This is a genomic window from uncultured Shewanella sp. (assembly GCF_947501225.1).
Classification (GTDB): Bacteria; Pseudomonadota; Gammaproteobacteria; order Enterobacterales; family Shewanellaceae; genus Shewanella.
Genome location: NZ_CANMUW010000010.1, coordinates 128,752 through 148,583, shown reverse-complemented (window position 1 = coordinate 148,583; position 19,832 = coordinate 128,752). Strand labels below are relative to the sequence as shown.

Below are 19,832 nucleotides of genomic sequence, written 5' to 3'. Positions count from 1 at the left end.
CCTACCTCTGATTGTTAACGATAACCATCAATCCTTCAGCGTCTGCGCAACTGCCCGGTTCCAGCCGGCGTATAGCTCATCACACCTCTGCACCGATATCGATGGCTTAAATGTTCGCTCGATATCGGCCTTATGCTTGAGTTCAGAGGTCGAGCTCCAAAATCCAACGGCTAACCCGGCGAGGAATGCCGCTCCCATTGCAGTAGTTTCTGTGATTGCCGGGCGCTGCACCTCAACACTAGTAATGTCGGCCTGGAACTGCATCAGGAAGTCATTTGATACTGCTCCGCCATCGACCTTCAGCTGTTTAAGCATCACACAACTATCCTTTGCCATGGCATCGAGAAGATCCCGGCTCTGGTAAGCGATAGCCTCCAGGGAAGCACGGATGATGTGGTTACGATTGGAACCGCGGGTTAAACCAACCAGTGCCCCACGGGCCCCGGGCTCCCAATAAGGGGCCCCTAAGCCAACAAATGCCGGAACTAAATAAACCCCATTGGTATCTTCCACCTTTGAAGCAAAATATTCGGTATCCTGAGCATCTCTGATAAGACCCAATTCATCTCTGAGCCATTGAATGGTGGCCCCTCCCATGAAGACTGCTCCCTCTAAGGCATAGTTAACTTCGCAGTCTGCCCCAATCGCGACAGTAGTGAGTAATCCATGGGTCGATCTCACCGCCTGCTTCCCCGTATTCATCAATAGGAAGCAGCCTGTACCATAAGTATTCTTTGCCATCCCCTCTTCGATACAGAGCTGACCAAACAGCGCAGACTGCTGATCCCCGGCGATCCCGGCTACATCGATCTCGCCACCCTCCCCGGCGATTCGGGTCTTACCGTAAATGGCACAAGAGGGCTTAACTTCAGGCAGCAGGGATCTCGGGATCTCTAACTCTTCCAGGAGCTTACTATCCCACTCTTGGGTATGAATATTAAATAACAGAGTACGGCTCGCATTAGTCGGGTCTGTGACATGTACTTTTCCCTCTGTCAGCTTCCAGACCAGCCAGGTATCGATAGTGCCGAAGAGTAGCTCTCCTTTTTCCGCTCGCTCCCTCACACCGGCAACATTGTCCAAAATCCACTTAATCTTAGTACCGGAGAAGTAGGGATCAAGCAGAAGACCAGTTGTGTCACGCACATACTCTTCCAGCCCTCTGGCCTTTAACTCTTCACAGATATGGCTACTGCGACGACACTGCCAGACAATGGCGTTATATACCGGCTTTCCTGTTACCTTATCCCAAACTATTGTGGTTTCACGCTGGTTGGTTATCCCTATGGCAGCCACTTCACTACCATGGATGTCGGAGCGAGCAAGTAACTCAATCAGAGTCGAGCTCTGTGACGCCCATATCTCCATGGGATCATGCTCGACCCAACCAGCCTGAGGGTATATCTGGGGAAACTCACGCTGCGATATCGCCACAATATTGGCATCGTGATCAAATATGATCGCTCTTGAACTTGTCGTTCCCTGATCTAACGCTACCACATACTTCTTTGTCACAACTGCTCCCCTAACTACTGCAAACTGATTAAAGCCAATATAACCTTAAAGCAGCAGCGAAAATAATACACCACTTCCTCAATGACAACCCGGTTCCACTGCCTCACAAGCTTCGGTCTTGATAAGCAAACGGATGGCGTTAGGGTTACTCTTGCTTCTCCTGCAATGCACCGCTCACCGGCTCTATATCGGTTGAGTCTGATTTATCAGGCATCTCCGGTGAAGAGGGCTCATCACAAGCATGGGCCGGGAAATACCAAAACTCTGCCAACTTGCCTCCTTTAACCCTGAATGTACCGATACTGCACTGGCTGAGCTGCTCACCATCGTTATCCCATGTCACCCTTTCGACGGTACTGACATAGTTACCCGAATCAATAATTTTGAGAATGGTGGCCCTGGCATCTTTCAGGGTCTCAAAGTAATCGGTCATGGCTGCACCAAACTCCGTCCGATCAGATGTTTCTACCTCGACTTTAGTACCCGAGATATGCATCCAACGCACAGACTCGCTGGTGTGCTGCACCATTAGTTCAACATCATGTTTGTTGTAGGCTTGAATAAAACTTTCAACCACTTCTGTTGGAGTTTGAGCGGCGAGTGAGGTTAAGGGTAGGAAAGCTAAACTGGCGGCGAGCAGGTAGGGCCTCATTGTACACCTCATTTTTCGTTACCGTATGCCGGAACAATGAAATCAGACATACGAATCGTACTTTAAGCCTAAGAATAGGCACAAAAATACATAGCTAATAGGGTAATCCGTTAGTTGAATATAATCTTATGAAGTTCATTTTGCTAACAAAAATTTTACTTAGCTGTCTATTCTTGCTGATAACATCAGGTGGTCAGGTGTAAAAAAGGGGTCGGAGCTTAAGCTCCGACCCCTTAATTTCATAGACCAGCGATATTAGAAGCGATAGCTTGCCTGTACTCCCACCAGCATAATATTACCGCTGGTTGTGCCGCTGAATGTGCCGCCGAACAGAGCCGAAGAGAGATCCGATTCAATCCCCGGACGTGGTTCAACAACAGGAGACTCATCGGCAAAGATATAGGTGAAGCCGAAGTCTAAGTCGAGGTTATCACTGAAGTGATACCCATAACCTGCACTCACCCACAAGCGATCCATCTCCGGAATGGTCAGAGTACGGTTGGCATCAGAAACTGCAGATCTGTCATAAGCTACACCCGCGCGCAGTGTCGACTTCTGGTTAAGAACATAAGTGCCGCCCAGCGCGAAGCGATAGCTGTCTTTCCAGTTTTCCTGCTTCACCAACTGAGTAGGCTCAGACAGGGCCGGGATAACGGCTTCCAGCTTCTCAAATGAGCTCCAGTCGGTCCAGTTGAAGCTGGCATGAATGGCTAACTTCTCGGTCAGTTGATGGAAAGAGGCGATTTCAGCTGTGGCCGGCAGAGACAGCTCCATTGAGCCATCCAGCTTCTGAGTCGGATCCAGTGGATTAAACGCCAGACCATTCGCCTCTCCTTCCAGATTTTGATCGACAGCAGAGCGATAATTTACACCGATACGGTTGTTGTCATTAACCTGCCAGGCAGCACCTAACTGCCAACCCCAAGCGGTATCATCGCCTTCCATATACTTCAGCGTTGTCCCTTTAGGTACCGGCAGGTTGCCCATCGGGGTAGGTAAAACAGAATCAGCCGAGCTCTTGGCTCCTATGCTGCCTTCACCAATAACGAAACGAACACCGCCACCAACACTGAACTGCTCATTGATGCGATATGCGACATTTGGATTGATCTCTATGGTGGTAACAGACGCTTCATTACCGAACTGGGTGCCGCGGAAGCTGTCATCCTGCTCGGTCGCCATACCAAAGTTACTCCCCAGCGCCAAACCTAAAAACCAATGCTCATTTAACTGATGAGTCACGTAGAAATTTGGCACAACGGCATCGTCGGCGATGTCGGATGCAGAGGTAGCATTTGTACCATCAACAAAGGTAACCTCTCCGTCGATATCGATGTTTGGCATCACCAAAATCGCACCGCCGGAAACTTGTGTACCGGGCAGATAAGTCATCATGGCTGGGTTGCGGAACTGTGCAGCGGCATTATCGGCCATAGCTGCCTCTCCGGCGAATGCACGACCAAGGCCGGTTGCCGAGTATTCCGCTAATTGAAAACCTGCTGCCTGAACTTGTGTAACCGACCCCACAATCGCCGCAGTCACGGCCATAGCTAAAATGCGCTTGTTCATCGTCTCTCTCATCTCTGATGTCATTATTGAATTTAATACTCTTGGCTTTTAATTAGAGCAATAGCTCAAACCATTATTGAGGCGGGAGTGTACTGATACAGCATATCTTTGCAAGCACGGACAGCAAAACAGAACAAAACACCATATCTAAGGTGGTGACAGCCACAAAAACAGTACAAATGACTGTTAAAACGTTTATATCTCCAAAGAGAATTAAACAACAATCGCCATAATGAGTTGCCAAGAGCTAAACCATAAAATAAAAAACATAAATATCAATAACTAAAGCATAAAACCAAGCAAGACATGTGTTCGCTAAAAAGAGAATAAAATGGCAGGATAAACTACTACTAATATCAAAAACATTCACAGAAAGAGCAAATAAAAAACATAAAGGTGATACATTTCAGACAATTAACAAATCACCTTAGTGAACTAAAATAAAAACCGAATGAACAAAAATCCATTCGGCTTATTTTTTTTAACAGACGTGTACAAACGTACGCTTAAAACTATTTAAGTTTTCCAGGCCGGTAACTGTGACTCATAGCCGGCTATCTGATCGGCATAAGCCAGAGTCAAACCTATTGCATCCAGGCCATTTAGCAGGTTGTGTCTTGCGGAGCTGGCTATATCAAAGTTAAAGACCGCTCCCGACGGGGAGGTCACCTTGAGAGCCTCAAGGTCAACAGTCACCTCTGCGCCTTCACAGGCCTCAACCTCATCCATCAGTTGCTGCACCTCGATATCACTCAGGCGAACCGGAAGCAGGCCGTTATTGATAGCATTGCCATAGAAAATATCGGCAAAACTCGGTGCAATGATAACCCGCAAACCAAAATCGGCTAACGCCCAGGGAGCATGCTCACGACTCGAACCACAGCCAAAGTTCTCTTTTGATATAAGGATAGAGGCACCTTTATATCTTGGCTGATTGAGACTGAAATCAGGGTTGGGCTCATCGCCTGCATCATCCAGATAACGCCAATCGTGAAACAGGTGAACCCCGAAGCCATCCCGGGTCACTTTTGACAAAAACTGCTTAGGTATGATCTGATCCGTATCGACGTTAGCGCTGTCGATCATCACCGCCAGCCCGGTATGCTTGATAAATGCTTGCATGATGCTCTCCTAATATGCTTTGCGAATGTCGACAAAATGACCGGTAACGGCGGCGGCAGCAGCCATCGCGGGGCTCACGAGGTGAGTTCGGCTACCACGTCCCTGTCGCCCCTCAAAGTTGCGATTACTGGTTGAGGCACAGCGATCGCCCGCCTCTAACCTGTCATCATTCATTGCCAAACACATGGAGCAGCCCGGCAATCGCCACTCAAAGCCAGCATCAATGAAGATCTTGTCTAACCCTTCCGCTTCCGCCTGCTCTTTAACCAAGCCTGAACCGGGTACCACAATTGCAGTGACTCCCTCAGCCACTTTACGGCCTTTTGCATGTCTGGCTGCGTCACGCAGATCTTCAATACGCGAGTTGGTACAGGATCCGATAAAGACCTTGTTAATGCTCACATCTGTCATACAGGTTCCGGCAGACAGGGCGACATATTCAAGCGCCTTCTCAATGCTGGCCCTGACAGTTGCATTAGACTCATCTTCTGGGTTAGGTACCAAAGCATCGATAGCGACTACCTGACCCGGGTTAGTCCCCCAAGTGAGCTGAGGAGCGATATCGGCACCATCAAGCACAACCGTTGCATCGAAAACGGCATCGTCATCAGTTTTAAGCTCGGCCCATGCGGCAGTAGCCTGCTCCCAGGCATCTCCTTCAGGGGCAAATTCACGCCCCTTAAGATACTCTATGGTGATCGCATCCGGCGCTATCATGCCCGCCTTTGCTCCCATCTCGATCGCCATGTTACAAACCGTCATGCGCCCCTCCATCGAGAGTGCTTCGATCGCCTCACCACAGAACTCGACCACATAACCGGTACCGCCATCCATACCTATCTTACCGATAATGGCCAGTACAATATCTTTTGCAGTAATGCCGGCGGCAACTTGACCACGAACCTCAATTTTCATGGTTTTGGCTCTGTTTTGACGCAAAGTCTGCGTCGCCATCACATGCTCAACTTCAGAGGTACCGATACCAAAAGCCAAGGCTCCGAAAGCACCGTGGGTCGCAGTATGCGAATCACCACACACGATAACCGTACCGGGCAAGGTGATCCCCAGTTCAGGCCCCATCACATGGACGATCCCCTGGTTTTTATGATGAATGTCATACAGGCGCACGCCAAACTCTTTACAGTTGTCCTGTAGGGTTTCCACCTGGATACGAGCCATAGGGCTCAATGCATCAAGGCTCGCGCTCTTGGTCGACGTGTTATGATCCATTGTCGCGAAAGTTTTCTCCGGAGCTCTAAGCTTGCGACCCGCAACCTTTAAGCCACTGAATGCCTGGGGTGAGGTCACCTCGTGCACCAGATGCCTGTCCACATAGATTAATGGTGCCTCTCCCTCATTTTCAACCACCACATGGCTGTCCCAAACCTTTTCATATAATGTCTTTGCCATGAGTTAGCTCCCCCCCTTTACTAACTTCGCAATGTAATCACCCATCTGCGAAGTCGATTTAGCATCTGCTCGCTGTGATGCAGGCAGCAGCTCTCCGGTCAGGTACCCATCGCTCAGGGCTTTGCCTACGGCCGCCTCAATCGCCGCAGCCGCATCCTCCAGTTTCAGGCTATGGCGTAGCAGCAGTGCTGCAGAGAGGATCTGAGCGACAGGATTGGCAATCCCCTTTCCGGCAATATCGGGGGCACTGCCACCGGCAGGTTCATACAAACCAAAGCCATCACTGTTCATACTGATCGACGACAGCAGACCCATAGAGCCCGTTAACATGGCGATCTCATCTGAGATAATGTCACCGAACAGATTAGAGCAGAGCATCACATCAAACTCATCAGGGCGGCGAAGCAGTTGCATGGTGGCATTATCGATATAGATATGCTCAAGCTCGACATCGGGGTAATCCTTCGCAACCTCTTCGACAACCTCTCGCCATAATACCGAGCATGCCAACACATTAGCCTTGTCGACAGAAGTGACCTTCTTGCGTCGCCCCTGAGCGGTTTCGAAGGCTATTTTGGCGATACGCCTGATCTCTTTGCGGCTGTAACGCATGGTATCGAACGCTTCCTCCTCTTCACCCTCACCCTGACGCCCTTTCGGCTTGCCGAAATAGATACCGCCGGTTAACTCACGAACACAGAGAACGTCGAAACCTTTACCTGATATATCGTTGCGAAGGGGCGACATATGCTCGAGTCCTGCGTGCAATTTTGCCGGCCTCATATTGCAGAACAGGTCGAAATGACCACGAAGGGGAAGTAAAGCACCACGCTCGGGTTGGTCATTAGGAGGCAAATGCTCCCACTTAGGGCCACCAACAGAGCCAAATAATATGGCATCTGCGGCTTCACAACCCTCTAGGGTGGATTGTGGTAAGGGGCAACCATGATTATCGATGGCTGCGCCACCGACATCATATTCACTATATTCAATAGCAAGCTCGAACCGCTCCTCTACAGCACTCAGCACTTTACGTGCCTCGGCCATCACTTCCGGTCCAATTCCATCTCCGGCTAATACCGCTATTTGATAACTCATACGACACCTGACTCCTGCTCTTCAATTATATTCTTATCAATTATTAAACTCGCCGCGCAGGGGGTTAAACACCACCCAGCTCACTACGGTTTTTTTGTCTCTTCTCTTTACAGTCCGCCACTTTGTCGGCTCTGGAGGTCAGATTCATCACATGCACCAAGGCTTGAACCGAAGCCTCTACCACGTCAGTCGCGAGACCAACACCATGAAAACTCTGCCCGTTATAGTTAGCTTCAATATCTACCTGCCCCAGCGCATTTTGCCCCTCACCCTTCGAGCTCAGCTTATAGCTGGTGATATTCACCTCGCACTGACTCGCTCTTGCAATGGCGTTATAAGCCGCATCGACAGGACCATTTCCTGTCGCGGCCTCAGTAACGGTCTTTCCGTCAATCTCTAACTTTACGGTTGCGGTTGCATTTCCTTCGGTAGAGTCTGAATGGACGACTAATTGCGCAAGCTTATAATCGGCTTCCTCATCGGCCTGAGCTTCCATAAACGCCAGTGCTTCAAGATCATAGTCAAATACCTGCCCTTTCTTATCCGCAAGCTGCAGGAAGGCGTCATACAGGACATCCATATCATAATCGTTATCACCGTAACCCATCTCCTCCATGCGATGCTTGATCACATGACGACCCGAACGGGAGGTCATATTTAAATTATTACGATGCAAACCTATGCTTTCCGGCGTCATAATTTCATAGGTATTTTGTGACTTCAGCATGCCGTCCTGGTGAATCCCCGATGAGTGAGTGAAGGCATTGGCACCTACAATCGCCTTATTAGCCTGCACAGGCATATTGCACAGCTGGCTAACCAGATTAGAGGTTCGGTGAATCTCTTTGGCATTGATCCCGGTCTCAAGGCCCAATGTGTCTTTGCGGGTCGAGAGGATCATCGCAATCTCCTCCAGCGAGCAGTTGCCCGCTCGCTCACCAATACCGTTAACGGTACACTCAATCTGTCTGGCTCCCTGCTGCACCGCAGCTATCGAGTTGGCGACAGATAGCCCCAGATCGTCGTGACAATGAACGGAGATGATCGCCTGATCAATATTCGGAACCCGGTTAAACAAGGTCTCGATGATGCCACCAAACTCGCTGGGAACTGTGTAGCCGACTGTATCAGGGATATTGATGGTACGCGCGCCCGCCTTAATTGCCTCCTCGACCATGCGACATAGATTATCGATTGGCGTTCTGCCGGCATCCTCACAGGAAAATTCGACATCGTCGGTGAATCGACGGGCGTATTTAACCGCGCCAACAGCCATCTCAAGCACCTGGTCGAAGGAGCGTTTCAGTTTACTCTCTACATGAATGGTTGATGTGGAGATAAAGGTGTGAATTCTGAACTGTTCGGCAACCGACAAGGACTGAGCTGCAGCATCAATATCTTTTTCGAGCGCTCTGGCCAGGGCACATACCCGGCTATTTTTCACCGTTTTTGCTATGGTCTGCACCGAATCAAAATCACCGGGTGAAGAGACCGGAAAACCCACTTCCATAACATCGACGCCTAGACGTTCCAGTGAGAGTGCTATCTGTAGTTTTTCCTTAACCGTTAAACTAGCCGCTAAAGCTTGCTCGCCATCTCGTAGGGTTGTATCAAAAATAATCACTCGGTTGGACATCTGTTTTCTCCGTGGATACTTATGTTATTGGCGCTTATCAAATCGTTGCTGTAAAAAACAAAAAACCCCGCGGTTGTTAGCGCGGGGTTTGTGAATGCTGGTAGTTCTATCGAGCGTGCAACACTATATCCTCCGCGCAGAATCTGCGAGAATGAGAATAAGGAGGTTGAGTAGAGCACTGGTCATTTTCATCTTTTAATATCGGTCATGCATAACTGGATATGCGTTCATTTATCGTTCGAGTGGTTAATTTTTAACGTGTGAGCCTGCCGGTGTCAACCCCATTATTTTCATTTATCAAAGATTAGACCAGAAGACTCAATTTTAAATGCCGGCAAAACTGCACCACACCACAGCTTTCACCACAGCTGAATACTTAACAGCTATTAACCACCATTTATTCAATCTGGCAGCGATCAATCACACTTAGCTGTATTTTTATGCAACATATTATTTAAATTCGGTATAATGCAATTCTTCATGGATATCTGAACAGTAAACCGGAGCTGGTAAAAATGGATTTTCGTATCGTCGTGCTAAGCCTGACATTCTGGCTCGTGCCAGCGTGGGCCAGCACATCTGAACAACTCGATGCGATCGGAACCTTACTCTATCAATATCCCAGTAAAGCATTAACAGAGATAAATAACCTCGAAGCGATCACCTCTCCCGTCAGACTCTCTGAAGCTCAGAAGCTAAGACTCGCCCTATTCAGGTGCGAAACCTTCTTACAACTCGGCGAAAACGAAGCGGCCATAAACCTATCCAGGGTCAGCGAAGCCAAGGCCAAAATTCTCAAACTCGATCAGGCACGACCTTATTTCCTTAACTGTATGGCGGGAGCCTTTACTAACTATGGTGATTTCAGACAGGCACTGCCCATACTCGACTCATCGATTCTTTTATCCAGAGAACTTAAGCAGCCACAATCTTTAATCAATGGTTTGAGGTTGAGAGGTGCCATCGATACGCAGGTTGACAGCTACAGCAGCGCTTATGAAGATCTTCGCTTAGCCATAGATATATACCCGGACGCAGTAAACCAGAAGCCTGACTGGGCGCTGCCGCCCCTTGCACATATTCAGTTATCACTGAGCCAGCTTCTCGCCAAGAAAGGGGAAAACAAACGCGCCTATGAGGTGATAGAAAGAGCGGCAAACACTCAGGAACTAAAGGGGAAAGTCAGGGTCATGGTGACAACTCAAATGGCCCGGATGGCTCAATTAAACCAATACAGCTCCAGTGATACCTTAATACAGCAAGCCAAGTCTCTACTTCCCGAATTAGGCACCGCACTTGAGCTAGCCATCAGTTACACAGAGCTGGCTCGACTCGAATACAGCAGGGCTAACTATATCAGCGCGGTTCAGCTACTCGAAATCAGCCTGAACACCTTTAAGAAGCAGAAAAAAACCATTGAAGAGTTAAGGGCACAGCGCCTACTTGCCGAAGTATATCTGGCAAGTGGTAACTCTTCTAAGGCATTAGTATTAATAAACAAGTCAATCAGCACTGGCTTACGAACATCCCACTATGGTGAACTGATACTGAGTTATCAACTATTAAGCGACTACTATGCGGAAATCGGCGAATATAAACTCGCCCACCAATATCAACTCAAGCGTTTTGAAGCCGCTGAAAGCTCTTTCAATTTCATCAAAGATACCCGACTGCTTCAGCTAAATGCCAGAGTGAGCAGACAACAGCAACTGTTTAAAACTGAGTTATTACAAGGTAACTCCTCGATAAACGTCGGCCTGGGGTTTAAGTCAGGCTATATCGCAATAGTGCTGACCCTGCTGTTTGGCTTTATTTTAGGGGTTATCACCGTCAGATACAGGAAGCGTACTGTCGAAGCCCCCATAGCCATCGAACCTCATAATAACGCCCATAAAGTAGAACGCTTAATCAGTAGCAGTAAATCAGGAGGCTACCCCCTTAGCCTCATCGCCATCCAGACAACGCATATTTACCCGGCCGATCTTCCGCTACTGGTTTCACGTATAGAGGGCTTACTTCGGGATCAGGATCTGGTGATAAACAGAGAGGATGGGGAGCTTCTGCTATTGCTTCCCCATACTAAGGAGACCGGAACCTTAAGAGTTATCGGACAGCTGAAGGAGATAATGCTACCGCTGTTACACGGCCACAGAACGCGAATAGGCTATGCCAGAATGCAGCAACATGACAGCCTGAACTCCCTGATAAAGAGGGCTAACATCCAACAACTCAGGCAAACAAAAATAGAAGAGGAACCGACAGGCTAACCCAACTAACTTTTAGCCAGATAGTCGGCGATCTCATCAAGAAACTCACCGCCAAAACGAGTCAACTTTCGTTCACCTACACCGTTTACGGCTAGCATCTCTGCGGGGCTCGTTGGCATCATGGCCGCCATCTCGGCTAAAGAAGCATCGTTAAATACCAGATAGGGTGGAACATCCAACTCCTCAGCCAGTTGACGTCTGAGCTGTTTTAGCCGGGCAAAGAGTTTACGGTCATAATTGAGCGGTGCACGAGTGCTGCTTCCCCTTCGCTTGGTGGTTTGCAGTACTATTCTTGGCTCTGCGAGCAACAACTCGACCTCTCCCTTTAAAACTGAACGGGCCGAAGGGTTTAATTTCACCGACGAGCCACGGGTGATGTCTTGACTGGCAAAGCCTAAGTGAATTATCTGCCTGATAATACTCAGCCAAAACTCATGGCTCTTCTCCTTACCTATCCCCCAGGTAGACAACTTATCATGGCCACGCTCGATAACGGTGGCGGCTTTTGAGCCTCTGAGCACCTCAATCAGGTGATTAATGCCGAAACGTTGCTCCAGGCGATAGATACAGGAGAGCACCTTCTGGGCATCCTGAATTCCGTTATAGCGTTTAGGAGGGTCTAAGCAGATATCACAGTTACCGCAGGGCTCAAGTGCACTCTCATCAAAATAGTGCAGCAGGACCTGACGTCGACAGGTCTGAGCCTCGGCAAAAGCCGCCATAGTGTTTAACTTATGGAACTCCACCTGTTGTTGCGGCCCGGGTTCAGACTGTTCAATCAGGTGGCGCACGCGACCGATATCGGCGGGATCGAATAACATCAATGCTTCGGAGTCTAAGCCATCACGCCCCGCCCTGCCGGTCTCTTGGTAATAGGCCTCGACACTCTTTGGAATATCATAATGAACGACATAACGTACGTTCGACTTATTGATCCCCATGCCGAAGGCGACGGTAGCGACCACAATATCTAACTGATCCTTAAGAAAACGATCCTGAACTTCGGCTCGCTCCTCTTGCGTCTTTCCCGCGTGGTAAGCTTCGGCATTATACCCCTGTAACTTCAAACGCTCGGCAACCTCATCGACCCGGCGACGGCTACTACAATAAATAATACCACTACTGCCATTTTGGTCGCTGATAAACTGACGTAGCTGGTTAGCAGCATTGAGTTTCTCAGCCACGGTATAACGGATATTAGGACGATCGAAACTGGTAAGTAATGAAAACGGACTAATTGACAAACGGTCACAAATATCTTTTCTGGTTGCCTGATCCGCAGTTGCCGTCAATGCCATGATTGGCACATGAGGAAAATACTCCCTCAGCTTACCGAGAGCCGCATACTCGGGTCTGAAGTCATGTCCCCACTGAGATATGCAGTGAGCCTCATCGATGGCAAACAGCGAGATATTAAGCTCATGTAACCTGTCGATAAAGCTGGCCTGAAGCAGGCGTTCCGGAGACACATAGAGCAGCTTTAATTCACCGCTGTGCATCTGTTTCAAAATCTTAGCGCTCTGTTCACGTGGCAGAGACGAATTAAGATAAGCGGCGGGCACTCCCATCTGGATCAGGCTATCAACCTGATCTTTCATCAACGAGATAAGCGGAGAAACGACGATGGTCAAGCCAGGTAACTGCAGGGCCGGAAGCTGATAGCAGAGGCTCTTACCGCCCCCCGTGGGCATGATGACTAAGCAGTCATAACCCGAACAGCTTTGCTCTATCACCTCTCTTTGCCCGTCTCTGAATGTCCGGTAACCGAACACGGACTGCAAACTGGCAGAGAGTGGATCTAATTGCGGTTCCTCTATCGCTTGTTCCATTGGCCATCATAGTCAGAAATTTGGGGGGCCTATTCTAATACCAATCAGATAAAATTGCTTGCCTAATAACGCCACTCTGGCACTGTAAACATCGATTTTTACTGCAAGCATTCATCGACATTCACATCTGCGCCACAGCATCAGCCGCCTGATAAATGCCACAAAAGTCGTTGACCAACTAAGTTAATTTCCAACAAATTCAGTAGCATTTTATCTTTTATCGAGATTTAATTTGCATTCAGACATACATAAGCGATAGATTAATTGCTCTAATAATAGACAGGTCTAAGAGGGAGCTTCATGACTAATCCAATTCAAGAGCAAACACTTCACCGCGTCGCCGAAGTATTCGACAAGCAGGTCCCTTTCCATAACTTGTTAGGCATGGATATCAAGCGCTATGACCTTGATGGTGTTGAAGTCGTCGTCAACATGAAGCCTGAGCTCATAGGAAATATTCACCAGCAGATCCTTCATGGGGGGGTTACCGCAACTGTACTGGATGTTGTCGGCGGCCTCACCGCCTTCTCGGGTCTGGTTGCAAGCCGGGATGATTGGAGTCTCGAAGATCTTCAGAGCCGATTACAAACATTGGGCACCATAGATCTGCGTATCGATTACCTCAGACCTGGAAGAGGCATGCTGTTTACCGGAACAGGAACTGTGATAAGGGCGGGTAATCGTGTATCCGTTTGCCGTATGGAGCTACACAACGAACAGGGCAGTCATATTGCATTCGGCACAGGAACTTACATGGTTGGTTAATACCTACTGAATTTATCCCCGTCTCTTTCTGCCGGGCGGGGCTCTCCCTGCTTACTCTGTGTATCGACAGCGTCTGCCTCAAGTGTCAGCTTTAGTTTCCTGCTGTTACTTTCACGAGACATCAATTACGTGCACTTTTTCTGACATATATTACCTATGAAGTTGAGCCCGCAGTCCATGACGCATACAATGTACTCCTCTCTTCTTTTGTAGTTATATTCATGCTTGACTCTGAAAACCGCAAAGGCATCGCATTTGCGCTTTGTGCCTATACCTTGTGGGGCTTTGCTGCCCTCTACTTTAAGTTACTCGATCATGTTTCAGCGACTGAAATATTAATCCATCGAGTGATCTGGTCATTTGTATTTGTGAGCCTGCTGATGCTCATCTTCGGTGGTTTCTCCAGATTAAGACAAGTATTGAAACGCCCGAAACAGCTGACTGTACTCACCTTGACATCCATCCTTATAGCAGGAAATTGGCTACTGTTTATCTGGGCCGTAAATAATGACCACATGTTAGACGCAAGCCTGGGCTATTTCATCAACCCTCTGGTTAATGTCATGTTAGGCATGGTTTTTCTGAGCGAAAGACTAAGGAAACTACAGTGGTGTGCCGTAGGCTTAGCCGCATCGGGGGTACTGATCCAACTGATCTCATTCGGCTCGATCCCGCTGGTCTCGTTGGGGCTGGCTTTCTCTTTCGGTCTATATGGGCTGCTACGCAAAAAGGTCAATGTCGATGCCAAGACAGGCTTATTAGTGGAAACGGCCATTTTGTGCCCCATCGCCATGCTCTATCTTTTTTCTGACTCGGGCAGTGCACTGACCAACCTCATGAGCAATCCCCTGTCACTCAACCTGCTCTTGATGGCCGCAGGTATAGTCACAACTATACCGCTTCTCTGTTTTGCAGCAGCCGCGGTCAGGATCCCGCTCTCTATGCTGGGCTTCTTTCAATATATCGGCCCCAGCATCATGTTTATACTCGCGATCACCCTCTACAAGGAGCCGTTTGATCTGGAGAAGGGGATCACCTTCGGCTTCATCTGGAGTGCACTCATCGTGTTTAGTATCGATATGCTCTACAAGCGTCAAAAATCAACAAGCTCCACCGGCAGGGGTAGTTAGGGCAGCCCAGACATTAACACTGAACCATAGGTTATAAAGCCGATAGCCCCCACCCACGGACGCTCGGTATAAATGTTCCAAATATAAAAAAGGAGGCGATAGCGCCTCCTTTTTTATTGCCCCTATTACAGCTGAAGCGAAAGTATTTTCGACTTCCTCTGATAGTTATAGAGCTGCTTTTTCTTGTCCGGTAACTCATCGACCTCAACAATCTCGAATCCATGTTCTAAGAACCAATGAATGCTTCTGGTCGTTAATGCAAAGAGTCGTGAGTAACCCCTGACCCTGGCCTGGCCAATGATATTTTTAAGTAAAATACTGCCTCTGTCCGCATCACGATACTCAGGGTGCACCACCAGACAGGCGAACTCACCGGCATTATCCTCTTCAAAGGGGTAGAAGGCGGCACAGCCTATCACTAAGCTGTCACGCTCAATCAGCATAAACTGCTCTATCTCCATCTCCAGCTGCTCACGTGAGCGACGCACCAGTATCCCTTTCTCCTCCAACGGACGAATCAGATCTAATATGCCACCAATATCACCGATACCGGCTCGACGAAGACGCTCAGCACTCTCGGTAACAATTTGCGTACCGACGCCATCTCTTGAAAATAGCTCCTGAAGCAGTGAGCCATCATCGAGGTAGCTGACAAAATGGCAACGCGCCACACCATTACGACAGGCATCAATACTGGCCTTTAAAAATGCCTTGGTTCCCACACAGACCTCGGACTCCTGACTAAGATCATTGAGGATCTGTTGCGCCTCGTTTGGCATCAGCTCGGCCAACACCTCACCACTGTTATCCAGAATGCCTTTCTGAGAACTGAAGCCTATCATCTTATCGGCCTTGAGCCTGACCGCTATTTGAGTCGCCACCTCTTCCGCCGTTAAATTGAAGCTTTCCCCCGTCACCGAGGCGGCAATGGGGCCGAGCAACACGATACCGTTATTGTCCAGCTGAGCCTTAAGCCCTTGAACATCGATTCGCCTTACCTTTCCACTGAGAGCGTAATCCACTCCATCATCTATCCCCAGCGGCTGAGCGATAACAAAGTTACCGCTTACGACATTTATCTGCGCACCTTGCATGGGCGTATTACTCAGACTCATGGAGAGTCTTGCGGTGATATCGAGCTGAAGCCCCCCGACAACTTGCTTGATAACCTTGAATGCATCCTCTTCGGTGATCCGTATACCGTTGTAGTATTCGGGAGCGATCGACTTTTCAGCTAAGGCTTCATCGATTTGCGGCCGGGCTCCATGCACCAGAACGATTTTAATTCCCAAGCTATGGAGCAGGGCGATATCGTTGATGATTGAGCGAAACTGATTTTGAGCCAAGGCCTCGCCGCCTAACATCACGACAAAGGTCTTTCCCCTATGAGAGTTAACATAGGATGCTGAATGACGAAATCCATCAACGAGTTCAGTGGTACGCACGGGCAACTTCTCACCTTAATCAAATACACAGTCATCTGCAGCATTGCAGAGGAAGCCCAATAGTATTGCATTTTAATTCACATTAAAAGCATTTGTTTTCACGCGACAGTGAACCATAAATAGCTAAAAAAAGAATAAAATGATGATGATTGAACAAATTAACCTAAAGACTAGATATGAATTTATATTATGCAAGGGTAAACAGGGGGGGCCAAGGTAGAGAAATTTGAGCAAAAAAAAAGCCCCTGAAACAGGGGCTTTTCGAGAAGTTATAATCAAGCAATTACTTGATTTTAGCTTCTTTGTACATAACGTGCTGACGGATAACTGGATCAAATTTCTTGATTTCCATCTTTTCAGGCATGTTACGCTTGTTCTTTTCAGTCGTATAGAAATGACCAGTCTTAGCGCTAGAAACTAGCTTGATCTTCTCACGATTACCTTTAGATTTAGCCATGGTTTATTATACCTTCTCGCCGCGGGCACGAAGTTCTGCAACAACAACTTCAATACCTTTCTTATCGATAATACGCATACCTTTAGTAGAGATACGTAGCTTAACGAAACGCTTTTCGCCTTCTAACCAAAAACGGTGGTTTTGTAGGTTAGGTAAAAAACGACGACGCGTCGCGTTTTTCGCGTGCGAGCGGTTGTTACCAACCATTGGTCGCTTGCCAGTTACTTGGCATACTCTTGACATGTCAATCTTCTCCAAAAACAATATATATAACGCTCGAGCATTAATGCACCTCGAACACGGCCGTCGCCTGAGGCACACAACAGAGGGCGCATTTTATACAGGATCTAAAAACAAAGATCAAGGGATAGTTAATCTATCAATCCCCTTTCTGCAAATGAAACTATCTCGCGATCGCCTACAACCATATGGTCTAACAAGGAAACATCAATAGTTGCAAGCGCATGTTTCAATCGCTCAGTTATTCGCCTGTCGGCCTGACTTGGCTCCGCAACACCCGATGGGTGGTTGTGGCAGACAATCACGGCCGCGGCCTTTTTCTCAAGCACCAGGCATACCACGTCTCGCGGATATACCGAGGCTGAATCTATGGTGCCCCGAAACAGTTCAACGAACTGAATTACTCGATGCTGACTGTCCAACAATAAAATTGCGAACACTTCATAGGCACGATCCGATAATTGTCTCATTAAATAGTCCCGAGTTAAATCGGGATCACTCAATATTTTTCCTCTTTTTAAATTTTGCCGGGAAATTCGCTTGCTTAACTCGCTAGCCGCTTGTAGTTGAGCGAACTTTACCGGTCCCATCCCCTGAACTCTGCAAACCTCAAGCTCTGAAGCTGTAAGTAGCTCTCTTAGCCCCCCGAATCGACTAATCAAATTCCTGGCAAGCTCAACGGCGCTTAAGCCCTGGATACCATTCCTGAGAACAACAGCAAGCAACTCGGCATCGGACAACTGTCCTACACCTGATTTTAAAAGCTTTTCTCTTGGTCCCTCTCCCTCAGGCCAATCTTTTATTCCCATCACCACCTCCCTGTGTGATTTTTTACCTGTTCTTGAGTATGGTCGAGTTTTTCAAACTTGTATCCTCCACTTCATCAGGTTTGTGATATGTTAGGCGGCAATTCAACTTAGCGACTGATTTCATCTCTTAATGAGCTATCTCCTATGAACCAGAGTCTGACAAATAAAAAAATCTTATTAGCGATAGGCGGCGGCATTGCGGCCTATAAGTCTGCCGACCTCATTCGCCGTCTCAAAGAGCGAGGCGCCGAAGTTCGTGTCGTCATGAGTCAAAGCGCTAAAGAATTTATTACTCCGCTGACACTGCAGGCCCTATCAGGCTACCCTGTTGCATCGGATCTACTCGATACCGCCGCCGAGGCCGCAATGGGACATATTGAGTTAGCACGCTGGGCGGATCTGGTCATTGTTGCCCCGGCAACGGCGAACCTCATCGCCCGCATCAACGCCGGCATGGCCGATGAACTCATTACTACAACCTGTTTAGCCACAGAATCTCCGGTCGTCATCTGCCCGGCAATGAACCAACAGATGTACCGCAATCAGGCGACACAGGACAACATCAAAAACTTATCTCAACGTGGACTCACAATCTGGGGACCCGCCTCCGGCAGTCAAGCCTGTGGAGAGATAGGTCCCGGCCGTATGCAGGAACCCTTAGAGATTGCCGCGCAGGTCGAACAGTTTTTTGCCCCTAAGCTGCTTGCCGGTCACTCACTACTGCTGACAGCTGGCCCGACACGAGAAGCGATCGACCCGGTACGCTACATCTCAAATCACAGCTCAGGCAAGATGGGCTTCGCACTGGCTAAAGCCGCTGCCGACATGGGAGCTAAGGTCACCTTAGTCGCAGGACCGGTTCACCTTGCCACCCCGGAGGGGGTGAATAGAATAGATGTAGAGTCGACGGATGATATGCTCAATGCCGTCATGGCCCAGGTCGAATCCCATGACATTTTTATCGGCTGCGCCGCGGTCGCAGATTATCGCGTTGCCGATATAGCCGCTGATAAGATTAAGAAGTCAGCGACAGATATGCAGCTTGCGCTGGTAAGAAATCCTGATATCTTAGCCACAGTCGCAAGTCATAGCCCTAGGCCATTTACTGTCGGTTTTGCGGCAGAAACGCAAGATGTTGAACACTACGCTAAAGACAAACTCATCCGTAAAAAGCTCGACATGATTGCAGCTAACGATGTATCCAGCCCCGAACTTGGCTTCAATGCCGATAGCAACGCACTGAAAGTCATTTGGGAAAAAGGACAGCAAGATCTACCGGCAACTGATAAACTTTCATTGGCCACTCAATTGCTCACCCTGATAGCGAAACGAATAGATAACCCATGAAGACTCCTATTGAAGTAAAAATTCTCGACTCACGCATTGGATCTGAATTCCCCCTGCCAGCTTATGCCACCCCCGGTAGTGCCGGCATGGACCTACGCGCTATGCTCGATACCAGTATCCAGGTGGCCCCGGGAGAGACCATTCTAATTCCAACAGGCATATCGATTCATGTCGCCGACCCCAGCCTTGCTGCTGTGATTTTACCCCGCTCGGGTCTGGGTCATAAGCACGGCATTGTTTTAGGCAACCTGGTTGGTCTTATCGATTCAGACTATCAAGGCCCCCTCATGGTCTCCTGCTGGAACCGAGGCGATGAGCCATTCACATTAGAGATTGGAGATCGATTGGCACAGCTCGTTTTTGTTCCGGTCGTTCAAGCCGAGTTTAAACTCGTAGATGAGTTCGATAACTCATCTCGTGGTGAAGGTGGTTTCGGCCACTCCGGAACCAAGTAACCTCAACCTCAGTGCTCTACGGGAGTATCTTCCCCTGACACGAAAACTAATAAGAGAGTGAACAGTTGTCGGCATTCAACCATCGA

17 protein-coding genes are annotated in these 19,832 nt (G+C 48.5%); 5 read left to right on the top strand and 12 right to left on the bottom strand.

Annotated features, from left to right (window positions below):
- Positions 1-27 precede the first annotated feature (27 nt).
- The 7 genes from glpK to leuA form a co-directional block, all read right to left on the bottom strand.
- Positions 28-1,515, bottom strand: a complete 1,488-nt coding sequence (gene glpK / locus Q1B47_RS14995) for a glycerol kinase GlpK (RefSeq protein WP_299795221.1) — start codon at positions 1,513-1,515, stop codon at positions 28-30.
- Positions 1,516-1,660: 145 nt separating this feature from the next.
- A complete protein-coding gene (locus Q1B47_RS14990; RefSeq protein ID WP_299795219.1) occupies positions 1,661-2,167 on the bottom strand; it encodes a nuclear transport factor 2 family protein in 507 nt (168 codons plus the stop codon).
- 255 nt (positions 2,168-2,422) lie between these two features.
- Positions 2,423-3,736 (bottom strand): outer membrane protein transport protein, encoded by a 1,314-nt coding sequence (locus tag Q1B47_RS14985; protein ID WP_299795217.1) that lies wholly within the window; start codon positions 3,734-3,736, stop codon positions 2,423-2,425.
- Between the two features lie 516 nt (positions 3,737-4,252).
- A complete protein-coding gene (leuD, locus tag Q1B47_RS14980) occupies positions 4,253-4,858 on the bottom strand; it encodes a 3-isopropylmalate dehydratase small subunit (protein WP_299795215.1) in 606 nt (201 codons plus the stop codon).
- A gap of 9 nt (positions 4,859-4,867) precedes the next feature.
- The gene (gene leuC, locus Q1B47_RS14975; RefSeq protein ID WP_299795213.1) at positions 4,868-6,268 is read right to left on the bottom strand and encodes a 3-isopropylmalate dehydratase large subunit; all 1,401 of its coding nucleotides are present in this window, start codon (positions 6,266-6,268) and stop codon (positions 4,868-4,870) included.
- 3 nt (positions 6,269-6,271) lie between these two features.
- Positions 6,272-7,366 carry a 3-isopropylmalate dehydrogenase gene (leuB, locus tag Q1B47_RS14970; protein ID WP_299795211.1) on the bottom strand — a complete coding sequence of 365 codons (1,095 nt, stop codon included), beginning with the start codon at positions 7,364-7,366 and terminating at the stop codon, positions 6,272-6,274.
- Positions 7,367-7,430: 64 nt separating this feature from the next.
- Positions 7,431-9,002, bottom strand: coding sequence for a 2-isopropylmalate synthase (leuA, locus tag Q1B47_RS14965; protein ID WP_299795209.1), 1,572 nt, complete (start codon positions 9,000-9,002; stop codon positions 7,431-7,433).
- A gap of 515 nt (positions 9,003-9,517) precedes the next feature.
- Between leuA and Q1B47_RS14960 the strand changes: the two genes are divergently transcribed.
- Complete coding sequence (locus Q1B47_RS14960; RefSeq protein ID WP_299795207.1) at positions 9,518-11,269, top strand: histidine kinase; 1,752 nt, start codon at positions 9,518-9,520, stop codon at positions 11,267-11,269.
- 5 nt (positions 11,270-11,274) lie between these two features.
- Here the strand turns inward: Q1B47_RS14960 and recQ are convergent, their stop codons facing one another.
- A complete protein-coding gene (gene recQ / locus Q1B47_RS14955) occupies positions 11,275-13,098 on the bottom strand; it encodes a DNA helicase RecQ (protein WP_299795205.1) in 1,824 nt (607 codons plus the stop codon).
- Between the two features lie 300 nt (positions 13,099-13,398).
- On the opposite strand from recQ, the gene Q1B47_RS14950 reads away from it, so the two are divergent.
- Entirely contained in the window at positions 13,399-13,863 is a 465-nt protein-coding gene (locus tag Q1B47_RS14950) for a thioesterase family protein (protein WP_299795203.1), read from the top strand.
- A 221-nt stretch (positions 13,864-14,084) separates the two neighbouring features.
- Positions 14,085-14,993, top strand: a complete 909-nt coding sequence (rarD, locus tag Q1B47_RS14945) for an EamA family transporter RarD (protein ID WP_299795201.1) — start codon at positions 14,085-14,087, stop codon at positions 14,991-14,993.
- A 125-nt stretch (positions 14,994-15,118) separates the two neighbouring features.
- On the opposite strand, the gene argA is transcribed toward rarD, so the two are convergent.
- The 4 genes from argA to radC form a co-directional block, all read right to left on the bottom strand.
- Complete coding sequence (gene argA / locus Q1B47_RS14940; protein ID WP_299795262.1) at positions 15,119-16,438, bottom strand: amino-acid N-acetyltransferase; 1,320 nt, start codon at positions 16,436-16,438, stop codon at positions 15,119-15,121.
- A gap of 283 nt (positions 16,439-16,721) precedes the next feature.
- A complete protein-coding gene (gene rpmG / locus Q1B47_RS14935; protein ID WP_011494790.1) occupies positions 16,722-16,895 on the bottom strand; it encodes a 50S ribosomal protein L33 in 174 nt (57 codons plus the stop codon).
- Between the two features lie 6 nt (positions 16,896-16,901).
- Complete coding sequence (gene rpmB / locus Q1B47_RS14930) at positions 16,902-17,138, bottom strand: 50S ribosomal protein L28 (RefSeq protein ID WP_076415159.1); 237 nt, start codon at positions 17,136-17,138, stop codon at positions 16,902-16,904.
- A gap of 128 nt (positions 17,139-17,266) precedes the next feature.
- Positions 17,267-17,944: a DNA repair protein RadC gene (gene radC / locus Q1B47_RS14925; RefSeq protein WP_299795194.1), complete on the bottom strand. Its 678-nt coding sequence runs from the start codon at positions 17,942-17,944 to the stop codon at positions 17,267-17,269.
- 144 nt (positions 17,945-18,088) lie between these two features.
- Between radC and coaBC the strand changes: the two genes are divergently transcribed.
- A complete protein-coding gene (gene coaBC, locus Q1B47_RS14920; protein ID WP_299795192.1) occupies positions 18,089-19,291 on the top strand; it encodes a bifunctional phosphopantothenoylcysteine decarboxylase/phosphopantothenate--cysteine ligase CoaBC in 1,203 nt (400 codons plus the stop codon).
- Complete coding sequence (gene dut / locus Q1B47_RS14915; RefSeq protein WP_299795190.1) at positions 19,288-19,746, top strand: dUTP diphosphatase; 459 nt, start codon at positions 19,288-19,290, stop codon at positions 19,744-19,746. Before coaBC ends, dut begins: the two co-directional genes overlap by 4 nt.
- The last annotated feature ends 86 nt before the right edge of the window (positions 19,747-19,832 follow it).